Origin of the sequence: Mycobacterium palustre (assembly GCF_002101785.1) — a bacterium.
GTDB lineage: Bacteria > Actinomycetota > Actinomycetes > Mycobacteriales > Mycobacteriaceae > Mycobacterium > Mycobacterium palustre.
This window is the reverse complement of sequence record NZ_LQPJ01000078.1, coordinates 91,727-112,141: the sequence shown is the minus strand read 5'-3', so window position 1 is coordinate 112,141 and position 20,415 is coordinate 91,727. Positions and strand designations below refer to the sequence as shown.

18 protein-coding genes and 1 pseudogene are annotated in these 20,415 nt (G+C 70.5%); 6 read left to right on the top strand and 13 right to left on the bottom strand.

All coding sequences use genetic code 11. The annotated features are described in order from the left end of the window. The 4 genes and pseudogenes from AWC19_RS08380 to AWC19_RS08365 all read right to left on the bottom strand — a co-directional run. Positions 1 to 298, bottom strand: a pseudogene (locus tag AWC19_RS08380) (hypothetical protein); the annotation flags it as partial. A gap of 106 nt (positions 299 to 404) precedes the next feature. Beyond that, positions 405 to 1,745 (bottom strand): MFS transporter, encoded by a 1,341-nt coding sequence (locus AWC19_RS08375; protein WP_085077591.1) that lies wholly within the window; start codon positions 1,743 to 1,745, stop codon positions 405 to 407. A gap of 3 nt (positions 1,746 to 1,748) precedes the next feature. Continuing rightward, positions 1,749 to 2,894 (bottom strand): LLM class flavin-dependent oxidoreductase, encoded by a 1,146-nt coding sequence (locus AWC19_RS08370; RefSeq protein ID WP_085077590.1) that lies wholly within the window; start codon positions 2,892 to 2,894, stop codon positions 1,749 to 1,751. A gap of 102 nt (positions 2,895 to 2,996) precedes the next feature. Continuing rightward, positions 2,997 to 4,598, bottom strand: a complete 1,602-nt coding sequence (locus AWC19_RS08365; RefSeq protein WP_085077589.1) for a phospholipase C — start codon at positions 4,596 to 4,598, stop codon at positions 2,997 to 2,999. Positions 4,599 to 4,776: 178 nt separating this feature from the next. Between AWC19_RS08365 and AWC19_RS08360 the strand changes: the two genes are divergently transcribed. Both AWC19_RS08360 and AWC19_RS08355 read left to right on the top strand, forming a co-directional pair. Beyond that, positions 4,777 to 5,661: an alpha/beta hydrolase gene (locus AWC19_RS08360; protein ID WP_085077588.1), complete on the top strand. Its 885-nt coding sequence runs from the start codon at positions 4,777 to 4,779 to the stop codon at positions 5,659 to 5,661. Between the two features lie 10 nt (positions 5,662 to 5,671). After that, the gene (locus AWC19_RS08355; protein WP_085077587.1) at positions 5,672 to 7,834 is read left to right on the top strand and encodes an acyltransferase family protein; all 2,163 of its coding nucleotides are present in this window, start codon (positions 5,672 to 5,674) and stop codon (positions 7,832 to 7,834) included. A 238-nt stretch (positions 7,835 to 8,072) separates the two neighbouring features. Here AWC19_RS08355 and AWC19_RS08350 read toward each other — a convergent pair whose 3' ends face one another. Then, positions 8,073 to 8,768, bottom strand: a complete 696-nt coding sequence (locus AWC19_RS08350; protein WP_085077586.1) for an Rv0518 family GDSL lipase — start codon at positions 8,766 to 8,768, stop codon at positions 8,073 to 8,075. A gap of 167 nt (positions 8,769 to 8,935) precedes the next feature. Continuing rightward, positions 8,936 to 10,174, bottom strand: coding sequence for an acyltransferase family protein (locus AWC19_RS08345; RefSeq protein WP_085077585.1), 1,239 nt, complete (start codon positions 10,172 to 10,174; stop codon positions 8,936 to 8,938). Between the two features lie 283 nt (positions 10,175 to 10,457). Between AWC19_RS08345 and AWC19_RS08340 the strand changes: the two genes are divergently transcribed. Beyond that, on the top strand, positions 10,458 to 10,904 hold the full coding sequence (locus AWC19_RS08340) for an STAS domain-containing protein (protein WP_085077584.1): 447 nt from the start codon (positions 10,458 to 10,460) through the stop codon (positions 10,902 to 10,904). On the opposite strand, the gene AWC19_RS08335 is transcribed toward AWC19_RS08340, so the two are convergent. From AWC19_RS08335 to AWC19_RS08305, 7 genes are all read right to left on the bottom strand, one after another. Then, positions 10,888 to 11,160, bottom strand: a complete 273-nt coding sequence (locus AWC19_RS08335; protein WP_085077583.1) for a hypothetical protein — start codon at positions 11,158 to 11,160, stop codon at positions 10,888 to 10,890. The two genes, AWC19_RS08340 and AWC19_RS08335, sit on opposite strands and share 17 nt — an antisense overlap. Then, positions 11,157 to 11,702, bottom strand: coding sequence for a DUF3093 family protein (locus AWC19_RS08330; protein ID WP_245848829.1), 546 nt, complete (start codon positions 11,700 to 11,702; stop codon positions 11,157 to 11,159). Before AWC19_RS08330 ends, AWC19_RS08335 begins: the two co-directional genes overlap by 4 nt. After that, positions 11,699 to 12,679 carry a porphobilinogen synthase gene (hemB, locus tag AWC19_RS08325; RefSeq protein WP_085077581.1) on the bottom strand — a complete coding sequence of 327 codons (981 nt, stop codon included), beginning with the start codon at positions 12,677 to 12,679 and terminating at the stop codon, positions 11,699 to 11,701. Before hemB ends, AWC19_RS08330 begins: the two co-directional genes overlap by 4 nt. Before the next feature lie 94 nt (positions 12,680 to 12,773). Then, a complete protein-coding gene (locus AWC19_RS08320; protein WP_085077580.1) occupies positions 12,774 to 14,438 on the bottom strand; it encodes a bifunctional uroporphyrinogen-III C-methyltransferase/uroporphyrinogen-III synthase in 1,665 nt (554 codons plus the stop codon). Between the two features lie 30 nt (positions 14,439 to 14,468). Further along, positions 14,469 to 15,416 carry a hydroxymethylbilane synthase gene (gene hemC / locus AWC19_RS08315; RefSeq protein WP_085077600.1) on the bottom strand — a complete coding sequence of 316 codons (948 nt, stop codon included), beginning with the start codon at positions 15,414 to 15,416 and terminating at the stop codon, positions 14,469 to 14,471. A gap of 13 nt (positions 15,417 to 15,429) precedes the next feature. Next, positions 15,430 to 16,809, bottom strand: a complete 1,380-nt coding sequence (locus tag AWC19_RS08310) for a glutamyl-tRNA reductase (RefSeq protein ID WP_085077579.1) — start codon at positions 16,807 to 16,809, stop codon at positions 15,430 to 15,432. Between the two features lie 124 nt (positions 16,810 to 16,933). Continuing rightward, positions 16,934 to 17,197, bottom strand: a complete 264-nt coding sequence (locus tag AWC19_RS08305) for a glutaredoxin family protein (RefSeq protein WP_085077578.1) — start codon at positions 17,195 to 17,197, stop codon at positions 16,934 to 16,936. A gap of 75 nt (positions 17,198 to 17,272) precedes the next feature. Between AWC19_RS08305 and AWC19_RS08300 the strand changes: the two genes are divergently transcribed. Genes AWC19_RS08300 through AWC19_RS08290 form a run of 3 tightly spaced genes read left to right on the top strand, consistent with a single transcriptional unit; the run spans position 17,273 to position 20,402 of the window. After that, a complete protein-coding gene (locus tag AWC19_RS08300; protein ID WP_085077577.1) occupies positions 17,273 to 17,584 on the top strand; it encodes a WXG100 family type VII secretion target in 312 nt (103 codons plus the stop codon). Further along, complete coding sequence (locus AWC19_RS08295; protein ID WP_085077576.1) at positions 17,577 to 17,867, top strand: WXG100 family type VII secretion target; 291 nt, start codon at positions 17,577 to 17,579, stop codon at positions 17,865 to 17,867. The genes AWC19_RS08300 and AWC19_RS08295 overlap by 8 nt, the downstream gene beginning before the upstream one ends. Before the next feature lie 3 nt (positions 17,868 to 17,870). Then, positions 17,871 to 20,402 (top strand): TNT domain-containing protein, encoded by a 2,532-nt coding sequence (locus AWC19_RS08290; RefSeq protein ID WP_085077575.1) that lies wholly within the window; start codon positions 17,871 to 17,873, stop codon positions 20,400 to 20,402. Positions 20,403 to 20,415 lie beyond the last annotated feature (13 nt).

Genomic DNA, 20,415 nt, shown 5'->3' with positions numbered 1-20,415 from the left:
TGAATTCCATAAGACCTTCGCTGGTTAGCTGTTTGGTCGCGGTTTCTATGCTGCTGACAGCCACCGGGTAGGCTGACGATCCGGTCGACGGGTCGGCGGCGGCCATCTCGCCCAGCATGCGCATCACCAGCACGATGAGCAGGCCGCACAGCGCGTAGGTGAGGAACGCCGCCGGCCCGGTGTCCTTGATGACCACGCCGGACCCCACGAACAGCCCGGCGCCGATCACCCCGCCCAGGGCGATCATGCTGAGCTGCCGCTGCGACAGCCCTTGGCGCAGTTGCGTTGTGCCGGGCATGGTTAACCACAGCACATCGGCCGCGCCGCCGCCAACGCGGCGCACAAGGTGAGGCGAGCGCGCCGAGACTGCGCACAGCGCGTGACATCCGCTTAGGGTTCGGGCTTTAGAAATGCAGGTCGCGGTCGCGGATCAGCGCGGTGGCGACCACGCTGATCACCGCCGTGGCGACCAGGTAGCCGCACGCCAGCCAGGGCTTGCCCCCGCTGGCCGCGATCAGCGCGGTGAGGATCATCGGCGTGACGCCGGAGGCGTAAATGCCCGAGAACTGGTAGACGAACGACAAGCCGGTGTAGCGGGTCCGCGTCGGATACAGCGCCGAATACAGCGTGCCCTGCGCGCCGTAGAGCACCGCGTGCACCACACCGAACAAGACGATCATCGCCAGCCCGAACCACAGGAGGTTCCTCGTGCCGAACAGGGCGAAGGCGGGGAACGCCGCCAGCCCGTAGCACGCCACACCGGCCAAATACACGCGCCGCGCGCCGAACCGGTCGGCCAACACCCCCGACAGCGGCAGCAGCAGCGCCATCAGCAGGGCGGCGACGGTCACCACCACCAGCACCGCGACCCGGTGCAAGCCCAGCGCGCCGGTGGCGTAGCTGATCGTGAACACCCCCCAGGTGTTGAACGCCGACCCCTCGGCCCAGCGAGACAGCAGCCCCAGCACCGTGTTTCGCCGGGAGCGCGGCTCGCCGACGATCTCGCGGATCGGAACGGTCGACGCGGCCTGCGCCTCGGCCAACTCGCGGAAGGCCGGGGTTTCCTCGACGCGCAGCCGCACCACGACCCCGATGACCACGAGCACCAGGCTGAGCAGAAAGCCGATGCGCCAGCCGTAGGCGAGAAACCGGGTTTGCCCCAGCGCGATCTGCAGGTAGGCGAATATGCCGGTGCCCAACGCCAATCCGAGCGCCAGGCCGACCTGCGGGACGGCCCCGAAGCGCCCGCGCCGGTTCTGCGGGCTGTGTTCGACGGCCAGCAGCACGGCGCCGGCCCATTCGCCGCCCAGCGCGAAGCCCTGCAGGATGCGCAGCGCCAGCAGCAAGATGGGCGCCCACGCGCCGATCTGCGCGGCGGTGGGCAACGCCCCGATCAACGCCGTCGCGCCACCCATGATCAGCATCGTCAGCGCCAGGCTGCGCTTGCGCCCGATCCGGTCGCCGATGTGGCCGAACACCAGCCCGCCGACCGGGCGCATGACGAAGCCGACGGCGAAGGTGGCGAACGCCAGCAGCGTTCCCACCAGCGAGTTGGCGTCGGGGAAGAACACCTTGTTGAACACCAGGCCGGCGGCGGTGGCGTAGAGGAAGAAGTCGTACCACTCCACGGTGGTGCCCAGCAGGCTGGCCGCGATGACGATGCGCAGGCGGCGACGGCGTTCGACGTCCGACTCGTCGCGGGCTAGCGGAGCGGCCAGCGCCGCGTCGGGCAGCGTGGTGGCCACGGCCTAGTGGGCCGACGCGACCGCAAACGGCGTCGCCGGCGCCGGTTGTGAGGTACGAGTGGGGTGCTGCCACAAGCCTTTTCGCTCGAGCAGCGGCAGCACCCCCTCGCCGAACCAATAGGCCTCCTCCAGGTGCGGGTAGCCCGACAGGATGAAGTGGGTGATGCCCAGCCGCGCGTACTCGGCCAGCCGCTCGGCCACCTCGGCGTGCGACCCGACCAGCGCGGTGCCCGCCCCGCCGCGCACCAGGCCCACCCCCGCCCACAGGTTGGGGCCGACCAGCAGCCGGCTCCTGTCGCCGCCGTGCAGCTCCAGCATGCGGCGCTGGCCCTCGGACTCGCTGCGCGCCAGGCTGGCCTGCACCCGTTCGACGTCGGCCGGGTCGACCGCCGACAGCAGCCGGTCGGCCTCGGCCCACGCCTGTTCGGAGGTGTCGCGGCTGATCACGTGAATCCGCAACCCGTATTGCAGAATTCGCCCCGTGTCGGCGGCCAGCCCGCGGATCCAGTCCAACTTCTGCGCGACCGCCTTCCGCGGTTCGCCCCAGGTGAGGTAGACGTCGGAATACTTGGCCGCCACCGGGCCGGCCGCCGCCGACGATCCCCCGAAAAACACCACGGGGACCGGGTCGGGCGGGTTGTTGAGCTGGGCGCCGTCGATGCGGATGTGGTCCCCGGCGAACGTCACCGGCTCCCGCGAGCTCCACAGCTGCCGGACCACGTGCAGAAACTCCGCGGTGCGCGCGTAGCGCGACTCCTTGTCCAGGAAATCGCCGTAGGCCCGCTGCTCGTGCGGTTCACCGCCGGTGACGACGTTGAGCAGCAGCCGCCCACCGGAGTGCCGCTGGAACGTCCCCGCCATCTGCGCGGTCAAGGTGGGGCTGAGCAGGCCGGGACGGAAGGCGACCAAAAACTTCAGCGTCTCGGTGCCCTCGATCAGCATCGCCGTCGTCAACCAGGCGTCCTCGCACCACAATCCGGTCGGCGTCAGCACCGCCTCGAAGCCGTTGTCTTCGGCGGCCGCGCAAATCTGGTGCAGATAGCGCAGGGTCGCGGGCCGGTCGCCGTGCATCGCGGTGCCGTGGCCCCCGGCCACCAGGTTTCGCGAATCGCCGTACGTCGGCAAGAACCAGTGAAATGCCAGGCTCATCTACTCTCCCTTTTCGCCCTTTTGACCAACCTCGAATGGTGCGGGACGGCGCCCGGGCGCGGGAGGGTTGAAAACTTCCAGATTTTGGATCGGGGGGCGAGGCTATTGCGGGTTGCCGGTGCGCGGGTCGAGGGTCAGCGGCGAGCGGGTCAGGCCGGTGAAATCGAACATCGCCGCAAGCGTGCCGGCGCGCTCGTCGAGCGAGTGGTCGCCGATGCGGCCGGTGCCCCAGTTGTCCTCGACGAACCGCAGGATCGACGTTTGGTCGGTCAGGGTGTGATCCACGAAATTGGCTCTGGCGTAAGGGGATAACACCAGCAGCGGGAGCCGGGGGCCGTATCCGCAGCGCCCCTGGTAGGCGATCGGCGCGGCGGCCGGATCACCGCATCGCCCGGGACCGTTCAGGGCGTCCTCGGGCGTCGCCGAGGCCGACACGACCGGCGAGGGTTTGTGATCGTACCAGCCGTCGGAGTCGTCGTAGGCGACGACGATCGCCATGTCCTGCCACTGCGGCAGCCTCTGCAAACGGTTGATCGTCTCGACCAGAAACCGCTGCTCGTCGAGCGGGTCGCTGTAGCCGGCGTGGCCGTTCTGGTAGGCGGGCGGCTTCAGGAAGCTCACCGAAGGGAGGTGACCCGCGTCGGCGGCGGCCCAGAAGTCCGAGAGGTCGTATTGGTGGTTGGCCTGGTCGGTGCGGCCGATGTTGTCGACGGCGCTCGGCGGCAGGTGGTGCGGGTTGGCGGTCGACGGGTAGTACTGGAACGGCTCGTGGTGCGGCACGTAGTCCGGTTTGGTGCCGAACGGCAACGGGCCGGCCTTGCCGGTCCCGCCGACCATCTCGCCGATGTTGTGGGTCGCGCCGCACTGCGCCGCGCCGCCGGGCCCGCGACCGGTGGGCTTGAACCCGCCCTGAAACCAGCCCCACGTGATGCCCTTGGCGTTGAGCAGGTCGCCGACGTTCTTGTTGGCCGAGCTGAACTGCACCTGGTCGCGCGAGGAGCAGTCGTCGCCGTACGGCTGCGCATCGTCGATCAGGGTGCCCTGCCCATTGCCGCCAGCGCCGGTGTCGCCGATGACCGTGTGCGGCGGGAAGAGTTGCCCGCCGGGCATGAAAGTCCTTGTCACACCGTGGGTTTGGCCGGATACCAGGTTGATGTGGCCGGGCGTCGACGGCCCGAAGGTGCTGTTGTAGAAGTTGTCGCTCATCGCGAAGTGCTGCGCGTAGTTCCACAGCGCGGTCACGGTGTTGCCGTCGTAGTAGCCCATCACCAGGCCGACGGCGTTGAAGGCCGGGGGCGCGCACGGCTCGCCCTCGGTGTGTTCGACGAAGCGGTCCATCGCGCCGCCGTTGAACGCCAACTGTTCGGCCGAATAGGCGTGGTCCTGGTCGCAGGTGACCTGCTGGCCCGGCCCGCCCAGGCGCATCGGCTGCACCGCATTGGGGTTGCGCGTCAACAAGTCCTGGGACAGGCCGTCCACCGTCGGGGTGTCCGCCTTGGCGGTGAACGGCTGGCCGTCGATGTTGGCCGCGCGGGGATAGGTGCCGAAGTAGTGATCGAACGAGACGTTCTCGTCGAAGAGCACCACCAGGTGGCGGATCGGCGTGGTGGTCGCCGGCCCCGCGCCGGGCCCGGCGGGTTTGTGGGTGCAACCGGCGACCAGGGCGAGCACCGAGACGACGACGGCGAGACGCTTGCGGGCCATGCCGCCGAGGCCTACCGGGCCGACACCTTCGGCCGGTGCCCGACGCGTGAACCATGCACCAACAAAAGGCGTGCGTCGCATCGAAGATCACCTCTTCGCGACCGAGTGATCACGCGAGATTACACAATGCTTGCAAAACGGCGTGGCTTGGGCGAAAAGGCCGTGTCGGCCGGGCATTATGACGCCTGTGCCTGACCTGAACCGCCGTGCGGTACTGCGTATGGGCGCCGGTGCCAGCGCGGCGGCCGCGGGCGCGTGCGTTTTGGGCGCGCTGCTAAATCCGCTCGAGTCGCGCGCGGCGGCCGCGCCGCAGTCCCCCGCACCGTTCGAGCCGTCGGCGGCCGGGAACAACCTGCCGAACCGGTTGACGGGCTCGTTCGTCTCGGCGGCGCGCGGCGGCGTGAAGACCAACTGGGTGATCGCCCTGCCGCCCGGCCACAAGGCCGACGCCGCCCCGCTGCGCCCGGTGATCGCGCTGCACGGCAAGGACGGCGACGCCAACCAGATGCTGGAGATCGGCGTCGAGGACGGCCTGGCCCAGCTGGTGAAGACGGGCAAGCCGCCGTTCGCGGTGGTGGGCGTCGACGGCGGCGCCAATTCCTACTGGCACCGCAGGGCCAACGGCACGGACTCGGGCGCGATGGTGCTCGAAGAGCTGTTGCCGATGCTGGCCGCGATGGGGATGGACACCTCGCGGGTCGGGTTCATGGGGTGGTCGATGGGCGGCTACGGGGCGTTGCACCTGGGCGCCAAGCTTGGCCCGGCGCGCACCGCCGGGATCTGCGCGGTCAGCCCGGCGCTGTTCACCTCCTTCACCGGCAGCCCCCTGGGGGCGTTCGACAGCTACGACGACTGGGTGCAAAACAGCGTGACGGGCGTGCCCGCGCTCAACCAGATCCCGCTGCGGGTGGACTGCGGCACCGGCGACCGGTTCTGCTTCGCCACCCGCCAGTTCGTCAGCCAGCTCAAGAAACCGCCGGCCGGCAGCTTCTCCCCGGGCGGCCACGACGTCGAGTATTGGCGGGAGCAGTTGCCCGGCGAGCTAGCCTGGATGGCGTCTTAGGCCGAGGCAGATGAGAGTCCGGCAGGAAGACACCTTCAGCCCGCGCCGACAAGTGGAGCGGCCCTTCAAGCGGACCGATTTCCGCCCGGACATCGAGGGCCTGCGCGCGGTCGCGGTCATTGCGGTCGTGCTCTACCACGCCGGGATACCGGGCGTCGGCGGCGGCTACGTCGGTGTGGACGTCTTCTTCGTCATCTCCGGCTTTTTGATCACCGGGCTGCTGTGGCGCGAGGTCACGGCCACCGGCACCGTCGCGCTCGGCCGGTTCTACGGCGCCCGGGCCCGGCGCCTGCTGCCGGCCGCGGCCACCGTCGGCGTCGCCACCGCCGCCGCCGCGGCGGTCGTGCTGCCGCCGCTGCAGGCGCGCAGCGTCTTCGCCGACGGCATCGCCAGCGCCCTGTACGTGGGCAACTACCGGTTCGCCAAGCGGGGCACCGACTACCTGGCCTCGGACCTGCCGCCGTCGCCGTTTCAGCACTACTGGTCCCTGGGCGTCGAGGAGCAGTTCTACCTGGTGTGGCCGGTCCTGATCGTCGGGGCGGCCTTCGCGGCGCGGCGGATGCGGGCGGGCGCGTCGGCACGGGCGCTGCCGTACGCGTTGGTGCTGGGGGTGGTCGCCGCGGCGTCGCTGACCGCCGCCGTGCTGTGCACCCGCTCGTCGCCGGCCTGGGCGTTCTTCTCGCTGCCCACCCGCGCCTGGGAGCTCGCGGCCGGCGGGCTGGTGGCCCTGTCGGCCGGGCAATGGCGCAGGCTGGGGCTGCTGCCGGCGTCGACAGTGGGATGGGGCGGCCTGGCCCTGATCGCGCTGACCTGCACCCAGCTGGGCCGCGGCACTCCCTACCCGGGCACCGCGGCGCTGCTGCCCGTGCTGGGCACGGCGCTGGTGATCGGCGCGGGCTGCGCCACGGGCGGGCTGGGCGCCGGCCGCCTGCTGTGCCGGCCGGCGATGCGGGCGATCGGGCGGGTGTCGTACTCGTGGTACCTGTGGCACTGGCCGGTGCTGCTGCTCATGCCGCCGCTGCTGGGCGAGCCCGCGGGCCTGCCCGCCCGGCTGGCGGCGACCGCGGTGTCGGGCGGGCTCGCGGTGATCACCTTGCACCTGGTGGAGAACCCCGGCCGGTTCGCGGCCCGACTGCGCCGCTCGGTGGGGGCCAGCCTGGTGCTGGCCGGGGCCGCCAGCGGGGTCGCCGCCTGCGCCTGTGTGCTGCTGCTGACGCTGGTGCCGGCGCCGACGGGACACGGCGTGGCCGCGCCGAAGGCCAACATCGTCGCGCTGCCGCCGCCGAACGTCCGCGCGGTCAGCCCGCAGCAGGCCGCGGTCGACCAGGCGTTCGCCCAGGTGCGCGACGCGGTGGCGGCGTCGGCCGGCCTGCGCGCGGTCCCGTCCAACCTCGACCCGCCGCTCGCCGACGCGCCGGCCGACAAGGCGGCCGTCTTCGTCAACGGCTGCGTGCGGTCGTGGCGCGAGGTGGGCCAGGGCGAGTGCGCGACGGGCGACACCGCGTCGCCGACGAGGGTGGTCCTGGTCGGCGACTCGCACGCCGCCATGTGGGAGCCGGCGCTGCGGCAGGTGGCCGAGCAGCGGCACTGGCGGCTAGAGACGCTGGCCAAGGTGACCTGCCCGCTGCAGGACCTGCGCATCACCAGCCCGTACCTGGGGCGCGAATACACCGAGTGCGAGCAGTGGCGCGCCCAAATCGTGGATCGGCTGACGGCCGAGCGTCCCGGCCTGGTCGTGCTGGACATGAGCCGGCGCTACGGGGCCGATTTCGGCTTCACCTCCTACGACCCGGCGTGGATGGACACCCTGGGCCGCACGGTCGCGCGGCTGCGGCAACTCGGCGCGACCGTCCTGGTGCTCGGGCCCGTCCCGGATCCGCGCGGCTCGGTGCCCTCCTGCCTGTCGGGCCATCTCGACGATGCCGCCGCGTGTGCGCCGACGCGCCCGGCCGCCCTCGACGCCGGCGGGATCGGCGCCGAACGGGCGGTGACCGCGGCCGCCGGCGGGCATTACGCCGACCTGACCGACCTGTTCTGCGCCGCACAGCGCTGCCCGGTGATCGTCGGCAACACCCTGGTCTTCCGCGACGACAACCACGTGACAACCGAATACGCGCGGCTGCTGACACCCGCGGTGGGTGGGCTGGCAGACCGCGCGGTGAGCGGCGGCTGACCCATGGACAACGAGGTAATGAACTTGTCGCCGCGGACGAGCGTCATATCGGTGAAAGGTGTTTGGAGGTTTTAGGACATGAGTCCCCTGCTGCTGGCCTGCATCGCTGCCGTCACGCCAGTCGTCGGCGTCGGCCTGATGCACTTGCAAGCGCGCCTAGAGCAATGGGATTACGAGCGCCACGCCGACGACTGAGGCATCAAACACCTTGCGCGGCCGGCGTTTTGCCGCCGCCCACTCACCGAGACAATTGCATGCCGATGAGCGGTGCGATCTGGCCCGCCAGATACTCGTGTCCGGCGTCGTTGGGGTGCACGCCGTCGGGGCCGATCAAATCGGGCCGGTCGACGAACCACCGGTCGCCGATCGGGTCGATGAAGGTGGCCCCCGCCCCACGGGCGGCCGCGTTGATCACGTCACGCACCTGCAGCATCGGTACGGGCACGTCGGCGGTCGGCCACGGCGGGCCGATCACCAGGAACTTGGCGTTCGGCGCGAACCTGCGGGCCAGGTCGAAGGTTTCGTGCGCCTTGGCGGCCAGCAGCCCCAGGTCGACGCCCTGGTCGTTACGGGAGCCGAAGAACACCACCAGCGCGTCGTCGGGCTTGACCGCCCTGGCGGTCAGATCCTCGAAGATGCTGTCGTGGTCGCCCGGCATGACGTAGCCGGCCCTGCCCTCGGCCGCCACGTCGGCGGCGATCCGCACGCCGCGCTGGGCGAGCGTGTGCCACGCCAGCGCGGTCCACGATCTCGGGCCCAGGCCCCCCTCGTCGGTGCCGGTGGTGTAGGAGTCGCCGACGACCGCGATGTGATTGAGGCGGGAGTCCAGCGTCAGCGTGTCGTAGGCCCGGGCCCGCGGCGGGTGGGCCGGCAGCTGGACAACGACGCCCAGCACGAGCATGAAGCCGATGGCGAGCGTGCCCAGCCGACTCACTACTACCTCCACGGGGAATTGCGTCGTCGTGTGCCGCATCCAAATCAACGGAATCGTATGGGATGCGGCGCGAACCCGGTGTCAACTCGCTGAAAGCGCGGCCGGCCGCTCCCGCCATGGTATCGACGGGTGCCGGGGGCGGCCCGGTCAGCGCATCGAGGCGAATGTCACACCGCGCGCACCGAAACCGATTCCCGCCCACCGTCGATGGGATGCAGCTTGGTGCTCACCGGCTCGACGGCCTCGGCCTTCTCGGCGACGGGCCGCACGTCGACCATCCTGCGCATCCAGCGGCGGGCGGGCTCCTCGACCGAGTGAAACAGCAGCGCCGACAGGCCCACGGCGAAGGCCAGCAGGGCGATCACGTTCCACTTCCAGGGCGAGTCCTGCGGCGTGAGCTCGAACTGTTCGACCGCCCATCCCCAGGCCGTGTGCACCAGCTCGTGGACCATGTACAGGCAGAACGAGATCTGCCCGCCGTAGACCATCGCCCGCGTCGACAGGAACCGGGGCAGGCTGCCCGCCCCGATCGCCAGCGTGATCACCAGCGGAACGAACAGCACGTCGACCACCCCGCCGCTGTCGTTCTCCACCACCCCGTGGATGGGGTGCGCGTCGAACCAGTACAGGATGCCGACCATGGCGGCCACCAGGAGCAGCGACAGGTACCCGGAGACGCGGCGCGCGCGATCGGTCGGCCGCAGCCTGCGCACGGCCGCGCAGGCCAGCGCGCCCGCGGTGAACTGCGTGACGATGCGCGGCAGCCAGCTCCACGGCGTGTAGAACTGGCCGCTGGCTAGCAGCATCACCACCGGTGGCAGCGACGCCGCGACCGCCAGCAGGATCAGGCCCCGCGCCCGGGTGGCCTGCTTCATCCGCAAGACGACCAGCACGATCACGGCGAAGAGCAGGTAGGCCAGCCATTCCGCGCTGATCGACCAGGCCGGCCCGTCCCAGCTGGTCCCGTCGAAGAACGGCTCGAACCACAGCTGCACCAGCAGGATCTGGCGCACGTAGCTGACCGCGGTGAGCTGGCCGGCGTCGGGCGACGGCACGTGTCCGACGTGCAGGGTGAAGATCACCCACAGGGCGGCGAGGTGCAAGGTCACGAGGTAGACCGGCCACACCCGGGCCAGCCGCAGCCACAAAAAGTGCAGGGTGGCGCGCGGGGAGAACGACCGGCCCATGCGGTCGAGGTAGTTCCAGGTCAGCACGAACCCGCTGAGGATGAAAAACAGGTCGACGCCCTGGGCGCCGCAGTTGAGCACCGGCGCCAGCGCGTCGCGGAAATCCGGCGAGGCGTCGGCCAGCATCGGCCGGAAGTGGAACAGCACCACCCACAGCGCGGCGACGATGCGGAGTCCCGTCAGGGCCTTGATCTCTCCCCTGATCTCTCCGGTGCGCACGATGCTCTTTCCGCCTGGATTGTGCCGTTTCGTTCGCCTCTGGATTGCCCCCCGACCAGCAATCGGCAGCCCTGGCAGCCTAACAGCGGGAACCGCGCGATCGCGGGAGGGGCGGTGGTGTGGTTCGCGGCGCCGGTCCGCCAAAACACCCACCGCGGCGTTGCTTTTAAGCCGCTTTAGGCCGCCGAAAGTCGCTTCTTAGCAAAGAGTTAGAGGCGGCTGTCGGTCCCCTTAGGTTTCCCGGGCACTGTGGTGGACAGGATCTCCTGGAAAAGGGGCGAGCATGACTATCGCAGACGTTGCGACTCACCGAGGGTACGGCACCTTCGACTGCGGTGGCGCGCACATCCGGGCGCAATGCCGCCACCTGGCGACGGTGGTGACCGTCCGCGGGGACATCGACGCCGTCAACGCCGACCGGGTCTACGACCACATTCGACGCTTCATCATGGGTAGCAATCCGCTCGTGCTCGACCTGAGCGACGTGAGTCACTTTGCTGCGGCGGGTGTTTCGCTCCTGCGCGACGTCGACGACCACTGCCGCGCGGCGGGGGTGGAGTGGACGTTGGTGCCCGGCCCGGCGGTCGTCGAGGTGCTGGGCGACGCGCGCGCCGACGACGAGGCCGCGTTCCCGTCGGTGCGCTCGGTCCGCGAGGCGCTGCAAAACCTGGCCGACGCCATCGTCAGCCGCCGTCAGCTGGTGCTGCCGCTGATCAAGAAGACGGCTTAGGGGTGTTCGGCCGGCCGCGGCGCTCGCGGAGCAGCCCGGCGATTCCCAGGACCGCCAGCACGCCGGCGGCGGTCAACCCCAGCATGGAAAGCAACAGCAGCTGCGGGTCGTAGACCAGCGACGTCGTGGCCGGCTGCCCGTCGGCGATCGGCGCCACGCCGCGGACGTGGCGGGCATTGGTCCAGCACGCGCCGGCGCCGACCAGCGCGGCGCAGGCCAGCGCCAGCTGGACCACGACGCGGTACCGGGCGGTCATCGCGCGGGCCCGTCGCCGTGGCGGTCGTCGTCGGCGACGTCGGACCCGGCGGGCTCCACCCGCTCTTGCACCAGGGGCGTCAGCACGTCCCGCAGGCGTCGGTGGTTGCGCGCCCACGCCTGGGCCATGCGCCCCCCGGTCAGCTTGAGACCGATCCCGACCCGATGGCGCGGCACCCCGACGAGCTCGCCGAGCGCGCGCGCCGACTGCCACCGCTCCAGCTCTTTGCCCGACGCCTCGTGATGCTCGGGTTCGGGATACACCCGCAAAATCTCGCGCACCAGGATGGTTTCGGTGCCCTGGCGCAGGGCGTTCTCGGTCAGCTCGACCGAGACGTGTATGCGGGCCGCCTTGACCTGCAACGCCACGAACGCCGACACCAGCACCAAAAATATCGCCGGGACGACGAACGACACCGCTGCGCCGCTCCACACCTCGATCAGGATCATCGCCGCGGCCGCCCCCGGGCCCAGCGCCACCCACCACCAGCTGGCGCCCGGCTCGTAGAACAACCGCCGCTCTTCGGCTGCCCCTGACGTCATGACAACCAGCCTGCCGCATCCACCGCCCAATAGGTGAGCACGATGTCGGCGCCGGCGCGCCGGATGCTCGTCAGCGACTCCAGTGCCGCGGCACGTCCGTCGATCCAATTGTTTTGTGCGGCGGCGCAAATCATCGCGTACTCGCCGGAGACCTGATAGGCGGCGACGGGCACCGGCGAGATCGAGGCGGCCGCCGACAGCACGTCCAGATACCCCATCGCCGGTTTGACCATGACGATGTCGGCCCCCTCGTCGAGATCGAAGTCGATCTCGCGCAGCGCCTCGCGGAAGTTGCCCGGCTCCTGCTGGTAGGTGCGCCGGTCGCCGGAGAGGCTCGAACTCACCGCGTCCCGGAACGGGCCGTAGAACGCCGACGCGAACTTGGCGGCGTAGGCCAGGATCACCACGTCGGCGTAGCCGGCCGCGTCCAGGCCGTCGCGGATCGCGGCCACCTGGCCGTCCATCATCCCGCTCGGCCCGACCACATGGGCGCCCGACTCCGCCTGTGCCACGGCCAGTTTGACGTAACGGGCCAGGGTGGCGTCGTTGTCCACCCGACCCCGGTCGTCCAGGACTCCGCAATGTCCGTGGTCGGTGAACTCGTCCAGGCAGGTGTCGGCCATCAGCACCGTGGCGTCCCCGAGGTCCTTGGCCAGGTCGCGCAGGGCGACGTTGAGGATGCCGTCGCGGTCGGTGCCGGCCGATCCCGTCGGGTCCTTGTCCTCGTCGCGGGGAACGCCGAACAGCATCAGCCCCCCGACGCCCGCGGCCACGGCGTCGGCGGCCGCGCTGCGCAGCGAATCGCGGGTGTGCTGAACCACGTTGGGCATCGACGGGATCGGCCGCGGTTCGTCGATGCCGTCGGCGACGAACATCGGCAACACCAAATGCCTTGGCTCCAGCGAGGTTTGCGCGACCAGGCGGCGCAACGCGGGGGTCGAGCGGAGCCGGCGCGGGCGCTGCCGGGGGTAACTCATGTTCGTCCCTCGCCGCGAGCGTGCGCAAAATGCCAGCCCTGGCGGCGTGTCGGCGTACAAACACGCACAGTCGCCGGTCCGGGGGAGCGGGACACTAGCGCCTGCGGCTCTTCTTGCGCGGCGGCGGCAGCGCGCCCTCGGCCCGCAGCCGCGCGGCGTGTTCGGCCAGGGCGTCGACCAGCGGGCCCACGGCGGCGGTGTCGGGCTGGACGTCCACCCGCAAGCCGAACTCGGCGGCGGTCTCGGCGGTCTTGGGACCGATGCAGGCGATGATCGTCCGGGCGTGCGGCTTGCCGGCGATGCCGACCAGGTTGCGCACCGTCGAGCTGGAGGTGAAGCACACCGCGTCGAAGCCGCCCGTCTTGATCATTTCGCGGGTGGCGGCCGGCGGCGGCGCGGCGCGCACCGTGCGGTAGGCGGTGACGTCCTCGATCTCCCAGCCGCGTTCGCGCAGCCCCTCGGCCAGCGTCTCGGTGGCGATGTCGGCCCGCGGCAGCAGGACGCGGTTCACCGGGTCGAAAACGCTGTCGTACGGCGGGAAGTCGTCGAGCAGGCCCAGCGAGGACTGCTCCCCGGCCGGCACCAGCTCGGGGCTGATCCCGAAGGCGCGCACCCGGTCGGCCGTCGACTCGCCCACGCAGGCGATCTTCACCCCGGAGAACGCGCGCGCGTCCAGACCGAACTCGCCGAACTTCTCCCACACCGCGCGCACCGCGTTGGTGGAGGTGAACACCACCCACTGGAAGCGGCCGTCCACCAGGCCCTTGACGGCCCGTTCCATCTGGGCGGGGCTGCGCGGCGGCTCGACGGCGATCGTCGGCACCTCGATCGGCAGCGCGCCGTAGGAGGTCAGCCGCTCGCTCATCTCGCCGGCCTGGTCCTTGGTGCGCGGCACCAGCACGGTCCAGCCGTACAGCGCGCGGCTTTCCCACCAGTTCAGCTTCGCCCGGCTGGCCACGGTCTTGCCGATGGTCACGACCAGCGGCCCGGTCATGGGGCCGGCCGGGTCGCCGCCGCCCAAAGTGGCCGGATCGGTCAGCCCGGCCAGCGTGGTTTCGACCGAGCGCTGCTGGCAGGTGGTGCCCTGCGCGGTCACCACGCAGGGGGTGGCGTCGGCCAGCTCGTGGTCGATCAGGGCGCGCGCCGCGTCGGGCAGGTGCGACGCGGTGGCCTGCAGGATCAGCGGGCCGGGGGCCGCGGCCAACGCGTCCCAGTCGACGTGCGGGTCGCGGACGTCGGCGACCGTGTGCGACGAGCCCAGCGGCAGCCCCGCGTAGGTGGGGACGGCGCTGGTGGCGGCCAGGCCGGGCACGATCTCGAGGTGCAGGTGGCTGCGCGCGACGGCGTTCACCTCGGTGATGACCGCGTCGACCGTCAGCGGGTCACCGGACACCAAACGCACCACGTCGACGCCCGCACGGGCCTCGGCCACAAGGGTTTTGGCGACTTCGGCGGGCTCGCCCAGCGCCGGGCGGACGTCGGGGCCGGCGGAGATCACCGCGGGCGCCGCCTGGCCCGGGTCGCCGTCGGCGGTCCCGCCGGCGGCGTTGTCCGGGCCGGCGGGCGCCGGACCGGAGACCGGCGGCAGGTCCTTGCCGATCAGCGCCAGCACCGGCTCGGGCACGTCGGGGTCGGTGAACACCAGGGCGGCGTTGGCCAGCACCGCCGCGGCCCGCGCGGTCAACAAGCCCGGATCGCCGGGGCCGGAGCCCACGAACGTGATGCGGCCCGGTCTCGGCTTGCGCCCTCGCGTCGTCATTGTCGCTCCCAAGTCATCGGTATTCCAGCGTCATTCGTTTCTCGCGGGCGGGTCTTCTCGCGCCGCCGACATCAGCTCCCGCGCCCCCAGCTCGAACAGCTCCGCGGCGACCGAGAGCCCCAGCTCCCGTGCCCGCCCGGGGCTGCCGATGCCGGACGCGCGGATCACGTCGGACCCGTCCAGCGCCGCCACACAGCCGCGCAGCGACAGCTCGTCGAAGACGTGGCCGTCCTCATCAATGGACTCGACCACCTCGGCGATCGCGCCCACCGGTGCGGAGCAACCCGCCTCCAGTTCGGCCAGCAGGGCTCGCTCCGCGGTGACCGCCGCACGCGTGTCGGCGTCGTCCAGCTCCGCCAGCACCGCCGCCAACTCGTCACCGGCGCGGCACTCGACGGCGAGCGCGCCCTGAGCTGGTGCTGGCAACATCTGCACCGGCTCTAGCGTCTCGGTGACATCGTCGAGGCGACCCAGCCGGGCCAGACCGGCCCGCGCCACCACGATCGCGTCGAGATCACCATTGCTTACCCTGTTCAACCTGGTATCTAGGTTGCCTCGTAGGGGGCGGATTTCCAAACCGAGACCCAATGCTCTAAGCTGTGCGGCCCGCCGCGGTGACGAGGTGCCCACCCGCGAACCCGGCGGCAACTCCCCCAGCACCAGTCCGTCGCGGGCCACCACCGCGTCGCGCGGGTCGCTGCGCGCCGGAATCGCCGCGATGGTGAACCTCGGGTCGTCGGCGGTCGGCAAATCCTTGTGCGAGTGCACCGCGGCGTCGACGCGGCCGTCCTCGATGGCCTCCCGCAGCGCGGTGGTGAAGGCACCCACCCCCAGCGTTTGGATCGGCGCCGACGACCGGTCGCCGGCCGTCGTGATGGTCACCAGCTCGGCCGGGTGGCCCTTGGCGATGAGGGCGTCTCTGACGACACCGGCCTGGGTGGTGGCCAACAGGCTGCCCCGCGTGCCTATCCGGATCACGTGCGCCAATCAGCTACTCGCCGGACTGTTGGTGGGATCCCGCGTCGAATCCCGTTGATACGACTGGCAATTCGCCGGCGGCGACGGCGGCTACAGAGTCTATGGCGGTCTGGTCGAGCTCGAACAATTCGCGCAACGCCTCGGCGTAGCTGTCGCCGCCGGGCGCACTGGCGAGCTGTTTGATCCGCACGGTGGGCGCGTGCAGCAGCTTGTCGACCACCCGCCGCACCGTGCGGGCGACCTCCTCGCGCTGGGCGCTCTCCAGGCCGGGCAGGCGGTTGTCCAGGCGCAGCAGCTCCGCCTCGACGACGTCGGCGGCGCGCTGGCGCAGCGCCGTCACCGTCGGGGTGACCTCGGCCATCCGCTGGCCCGCCAGGTAGCTGGCAACTTCGGCCGCCACGATGTGGCGGGCCGCGGCGACGTCGCCGGCCGCGGCATGCGCCGACGGTTCGTGCTGGACGCGCTCGACGTCGACGACCCAGACGCCGGGCAGCCCCGCCACCGCGGGGTCGACGTCGCGCGGCATGCCCAGGTCACAGATCACCAGAGGGTGGCTGGTCTCGTCGCGGTGGGCGGCCGCCAGCGCGTGGTGCACGTCGGCCAGCGAAACCACCGGGCTGACGGCACCGGTGCAGCTGACCACGACGTCGGCGCCCGCCAGCGCGTCGGGCAGCCGGTCGAGCGTCAGCGCCTCGGCCCTGACGCCGAATTCGCGGACCTTGCGGGCCAGTCGCTGGGCCCGGGCCAGGGAGCGGTTGAGCACCTGGACGTGCTCGATGCCGGCGCGGGTCAGGTGCCCCGCCGACAGCGCGCCCATCGCCCCGGCGCCGATGACCACGGCGGTCTTGCCCGCCAGCCCCCCGAGGCGGCGTTCGGCCATGTCCAGGGCGACCGACACCACCGAGGCGCCGGCGGCGTCGATGCCGGTCTCGGAATGCACGCGTTTGCCCACCGACAGCGCGCGCTGCGCAAGCTCGTGCAGCACCCGGCCGACGGTGCGGTTGGCTTCGGCGGCGGCGTAGGCGCGGCGCACCTGGCCGAGGACCTGCTGCTCGCCGATCACCGCCGAATCCAGGCCGCTGGCAACGGCGAAGAGGTGTTCGACGGCGGCCTCGCTGTAGCGGACGTAGGCGAACTTGGTGAGGTCGCCCATCGACATGCCCGAGTGTTCCGACAGCACCTGTCCGACCACCGCCAACCCGCCGTGGAACGCGTCGACGACGGCGTAAACCTCGACGCGGTTGCACGTCGAGAGCACCATCGCCTCGGTGACCAGCGGTGACTGCAACACCCGGTCGACGATCTTGGTCTGATCGGATTCGTCGATGCTGAGTTGTTCCAGGACGGAGACCGGCGCACTGCGGTGCGAGACCCCGAAGAGCAGGACGCTCACGGCAGCATCACCTGGCCAGCTCCCTTGCTTCCTCCAGTAACTGAACTGCTGTCCACGGTAAACGTTTATCAGCTGGGCTACCAAATAGTTGATCTACGTCACTGGCCCGCCCCCGGGCCCCGCCTCAGCGGGCCAGATCCGCGCGCAGCCGCGCCTCGTCGACCTCCCAGTAGCTGTGTTCGCGGCCGTCCAGCAGGACCACTGGGAGGCGGTCGCCGAACTCGGCCCGCAATTTGGGGTCGCCCGCCGCCGCGGCGGCGTCCACGTCGGTCGTGGACAGCTGGAAGCCGAGCTCGCCGGCCAGCTCGGTCAGCCGGGCGAGCGCCCGCGCGCACATGGTGCAGCCCTCGCGGGTGAGCAGCTCAACTCGCCGCGGGTTGGGGGTCATGGCCACCAGTGTCGCATCGCCGGTGGGACGCCCGGGTGAATTGTGGGGCCGCCGCAGATTCACTAGCTTGCCGGTATGGGCGCTGATGGGACACTTCGCGTCGAACCCATGGTGATGCAGGAGGTCGCAGCCTCGCTCGGGGGCGCGGCCGAGCATCTGATGGCCGAGCTCGGGCAACTCGACGATCAGGTGGGCCAGATCTTGGGCGGCTGGCGAGGGGCGTCCGGCGCCGCGTACGGCTCGGCGTGGGAGCTGTGGCACAAGGGGGCCCGCGAGGTGCAGACGGGCCTGGCGATCCTGGCGCATCTGGTCGGACAGGCCGGTGGCCTTTACGACCAGAACGAGGCGACCGCCGCCCAGGAGATGCGCGGGGTCTACCGTGGCTGAGGCGTTTCGCGTCGACCCCGAGGCGTTGGCCGACGCGGTGCGGCGGATGACCCAGTTCCAGCGCCGCGCCGAGCAGATGCTCGCCGAAATCGATTCTCGGGTAAATCGATTGCACGCCGCGTGGACCGGGGAAGCCGCGGCGGCGCACGCTGAGGCCCATCGGCATTGGGCCCGCGGCGAGGCGATGATGCGCGAGGCGTTGGCGAAGCTGCGCACCGCCGGCGAGACCGCCCACCGCAACTACACCGGCGCCATGGCACAGAACCTGTCCATGTGGTCGTGAGCCGTGGCGCCGCTGGCAGTCGACCCCGCGGCTCTGGACAGCGCGGGCGCCGAGGTGGTGGCGACCGGCGAGGGCTTGGGTTCGGTGATCGCGACGCTGACGTCGGCGCTGTCGGGGTGTGCCGGGATGGCCGGCGACGACCCCGTCGGCGCGGCGGTTGGCCGAAGCTACGACAGTTCGGCGGCTAAGCTCCTCGAGGCGATGGCGGCCACCCGAAACGGGTTGTGCAGCCTCGGCGATGGGGTGCGGATGTCGGCGCACAACTACTCGCTGGTCGACGCGATGTCCAACGTATCCGGCCAGACCAGCCCGCTTCCCACTCCCTCGGTGACCGGACCGGTGTTGGCGGGCTCGCCGCCGTCGTCGGTGGGCACCGGTAAAAGCGCCCCGGCCGGCTGGGGCTGGGTGGCCCCTTACATCGGAATGATCTGGCCCACGGCCGATTCCGGGAAGTTGCGCGCCGCGGCCGCGGCGTGGAGCGCCGCGGGCACGCGGTTCGCGGTCGCCGAGATTTTGGGCACCGGCGGGCCGATGGGAGCCGTTCGCGCGCAACAGATTCCGGAAGGCGCGCTCATCGACCGGGCGTTCACCGACGCCTTCGGAAGCACCACCCGCCTGGTTCAGCAGTGTCAAACGATCGCGGACCAGCTCAACAGCTACGCCGCCAAGGTCGACAAGGTGCACGCGGCGATCCTGGATCTGTTGGCCCGCATCTGCGACCCGCTGACCGGCATCAAAGAGGTCTGGGAGTTCCTCACCGACGACGACGAAGACGAGATCAAGAGGATCGCCGACGACATCCGCACGGTGGTCGACAACTTCGGGTCCGAGGTGGCTGCGCTGCGCGCCGAAATCGCGGCCACCCTCGCCGAGGCGATCTCCATCGCCACCGACATGGCCCGCTACGTCGGCCGGGAGTGGGACCAGTTCCTGCACGCCACCGACGTAGGCCGGGTGGTCAACCAGGTCGGCCAATACGCCAAGGGCGCGTGGTCGGAGGGCGGCGGAATGGTCAAGGGGCTGTGGGACATCAGCTCCTTCCGGCTGCTGTTCGACCCGATCGGCTACGGCAAAGAGGTGACCGACCAGGTCGAGGGCGCCCTGCCGCTGGTGGGGTTGGGCGGCGAGGGCGCGCCTGGCTTCGGGCAGTCGTGGAAAGAGCTGGGCAAGAGCGTCACGCACTGGGACGAGTGGGGCCAGAACCCGGCCGAGGCCGCCGGCCGGAGCGTCGTCGACCTCGCCACCCTGCCCCTGCCGGGCGGGCCCCTGTCGAAGCTGGGCGGCAAGTTTCGCGCGCTTGCCGATGCGCTGAGGGCCATGCGGGATAAGCCTCCCGAGATTCCCGAATTGCCGCCTGTTGAACCGCCGAAGGGGCCTCCGGTGGAGCCGGTGCCCAGCGGGCCAAAGCCGCCGGAACCGCGCGGCCCCGCACCCGCGCCACCGGCCAAGCCGGCGCCCGGTCCCGCCAATGGCCCCTTGCCGCACAGCCCGACGGAATCCAAACCGCCGGTCGTTGGGAAGCCCCCAACCGGTGAGCTGCCCAAGCCTGCCGCGGTTCCACCGGGAGCCGGGGGCAAGCCACCGGTACCCGCGCCGGTGGAACAGGCGCCGCTCACCCATTCGAAGCCGCTTGAGCCGGTTCATGTTTCGGCCTCGCCCGTCGGCAGTCCCGCCGAAGCGTTTTCCGGTGCCGCGTCTGCGGAACGGCCCGCGGCCGTCGCTCCGGCCGCCGCGGCAGCGCACGTGCCCGCCTCCTCAGCTGGCGGACTGTCCGCCGAAGCACCGTCGTCGTTCGGTGGCCCACCCCACGGTTCGGAACCGGCTCATCCGCCCGAATCACACCCACCCCATGGCGGCAGCCCCCATCCACCCGGTGATAGCGGGACACCGCATCAGCCGGGGGACGGAGATAGGTCGCCTGGATCGCATCAGCCGCACGCCAGTGCGCCGTCTGATGACCGGCCCGACGAGCCTCCAATAGAAGTCCCGGCGCCGTCGGATTTGAAACCGTGGCACCAGGCGCAGCTGGTACTCGCGGAATCACCCGATCAGCTCGTGAACGATCTAATAGAACACGGATGCCCTCGAGAACTTGCCGAGTCAGCGATGCGCAGCCCTTATGAGGGAATGAGTGCCCAGGAAATCTTGAACAGATTCTGGGACCCTGCGAAAGGCACATGGAAGTGGCCGGAAGCTAATGGCTTCGCAGATGGCAAATGGCAAACTGCCCGAAGCATTCCAAAGGAGGCGTGGTTGGACAGAATCGGGGAAGTCAGCGACGCTAGGGGTGATTTTATGGGCGCTCTCGGTGACAGCTATCCTGATCGCGGCCTGGCCCCCGGTTCGTCTGGCGATTATAATCGGTTTCGCGGCACAGGTAAAGAATTGCCTGACGGCTGGGAAGTCAGATATGGAAAAGTGGCCGGCGCATTTGGCCAGCCCGGCGGTGGAACACAATGGGTGGTCGTCGACGAAGAAGGTGAAACGGTGTTGATCAGTTTCTTAATCGACAACGGTTATCTGGACTGGGGATAGCACTGCTACCAGG

What these genes read in the sequence shown, in the direction of transcription:
- AWC19_RS08370 (WP_085077590.1), bottom strand. Translation starts at nt 2,894, where the DNA reads ATGAGCCTGGCATTTCACTGGTTCTTGCCGACGTACGGCGATTCGCGA.
- AWC19_RS08365 (WP_085077589.1), bottom strand. Translation starts at nt 4,598, where the DNA reads ATGGCCCGCAAGCGTCTCGCCGTCGTCGTCTCGGTGCTCGCCCTGGTC.
- AWC19_RS08360 (WP_085077588.1), top strand. Translation starts at nt 4,777, where the DNA reads ATGACGCCTGTGCCTGACCTGAACCGCCGTGCGGTACTGCGTATGGGC.
- AWC19_RS08355 (WP_085077587.1), top strand. Translation starts at nt 5,672, where the DNA reads ATGAGAGTCCGGCAGGAAGACACCTTCAGCCCGCGCCGACAAGTGGAG.
- AWC19_RS08340 (WP_085077584.1), top strand. Translation starts at nt 10,458, where the DNA reads ATGACTATCGCAGACGTTGCGACTCACCGAGGGTACGGCACCTTCGAC.
- AWC19_RS08335 (WP_085077583.1), bottom strand. Translation starts at nt 11,160, where the DNA reads ATGACCGCCCGGTACCGCGTCGTGGTCCAGCTGGCGCTGGCCTGCGCC.
- AWC19_RS08330 (WP_245848829.1), bottom strand. Translation starts at nt 11,702, where the DNA reads ATGACGTCAGGGGCAGCCGAAGAGCGGCGGTTGTTCTACGAGCCGGGC.
- hemB (WP_085077581.1), bottom strand. Translation starts at nt 12,679, where the DNA reads ATGAGTTACCCCCGGCAGCGCCCGCGCCGGCTCCGCTCGACCCCCGCG.
- AWC19_RS08320 (WP_085077580.1), bottom strand. Translation starts at nt 14,438, where the DNA reads ATGACGACGCGAGGGCGCAAGCCGAGACCGGGCCGCATCACGTTCGTG.
- AWC19_RS08305 (WP_085077578.1), bottom strand. Translation starts at nt 17,197, where the DNA reads ATGACCCCCAACCCGCGGCGAGTTGAGCTGCTCACCCGCGAGGGCTGC.
- AWC19_RS08300 (WP_085077577.1), top strand. Translation starts at nt 17,273, where the DNA reads ATGGGCGCTGATGGGACACTTCGCGTCGAACCCATGGTGATGCAGGAG.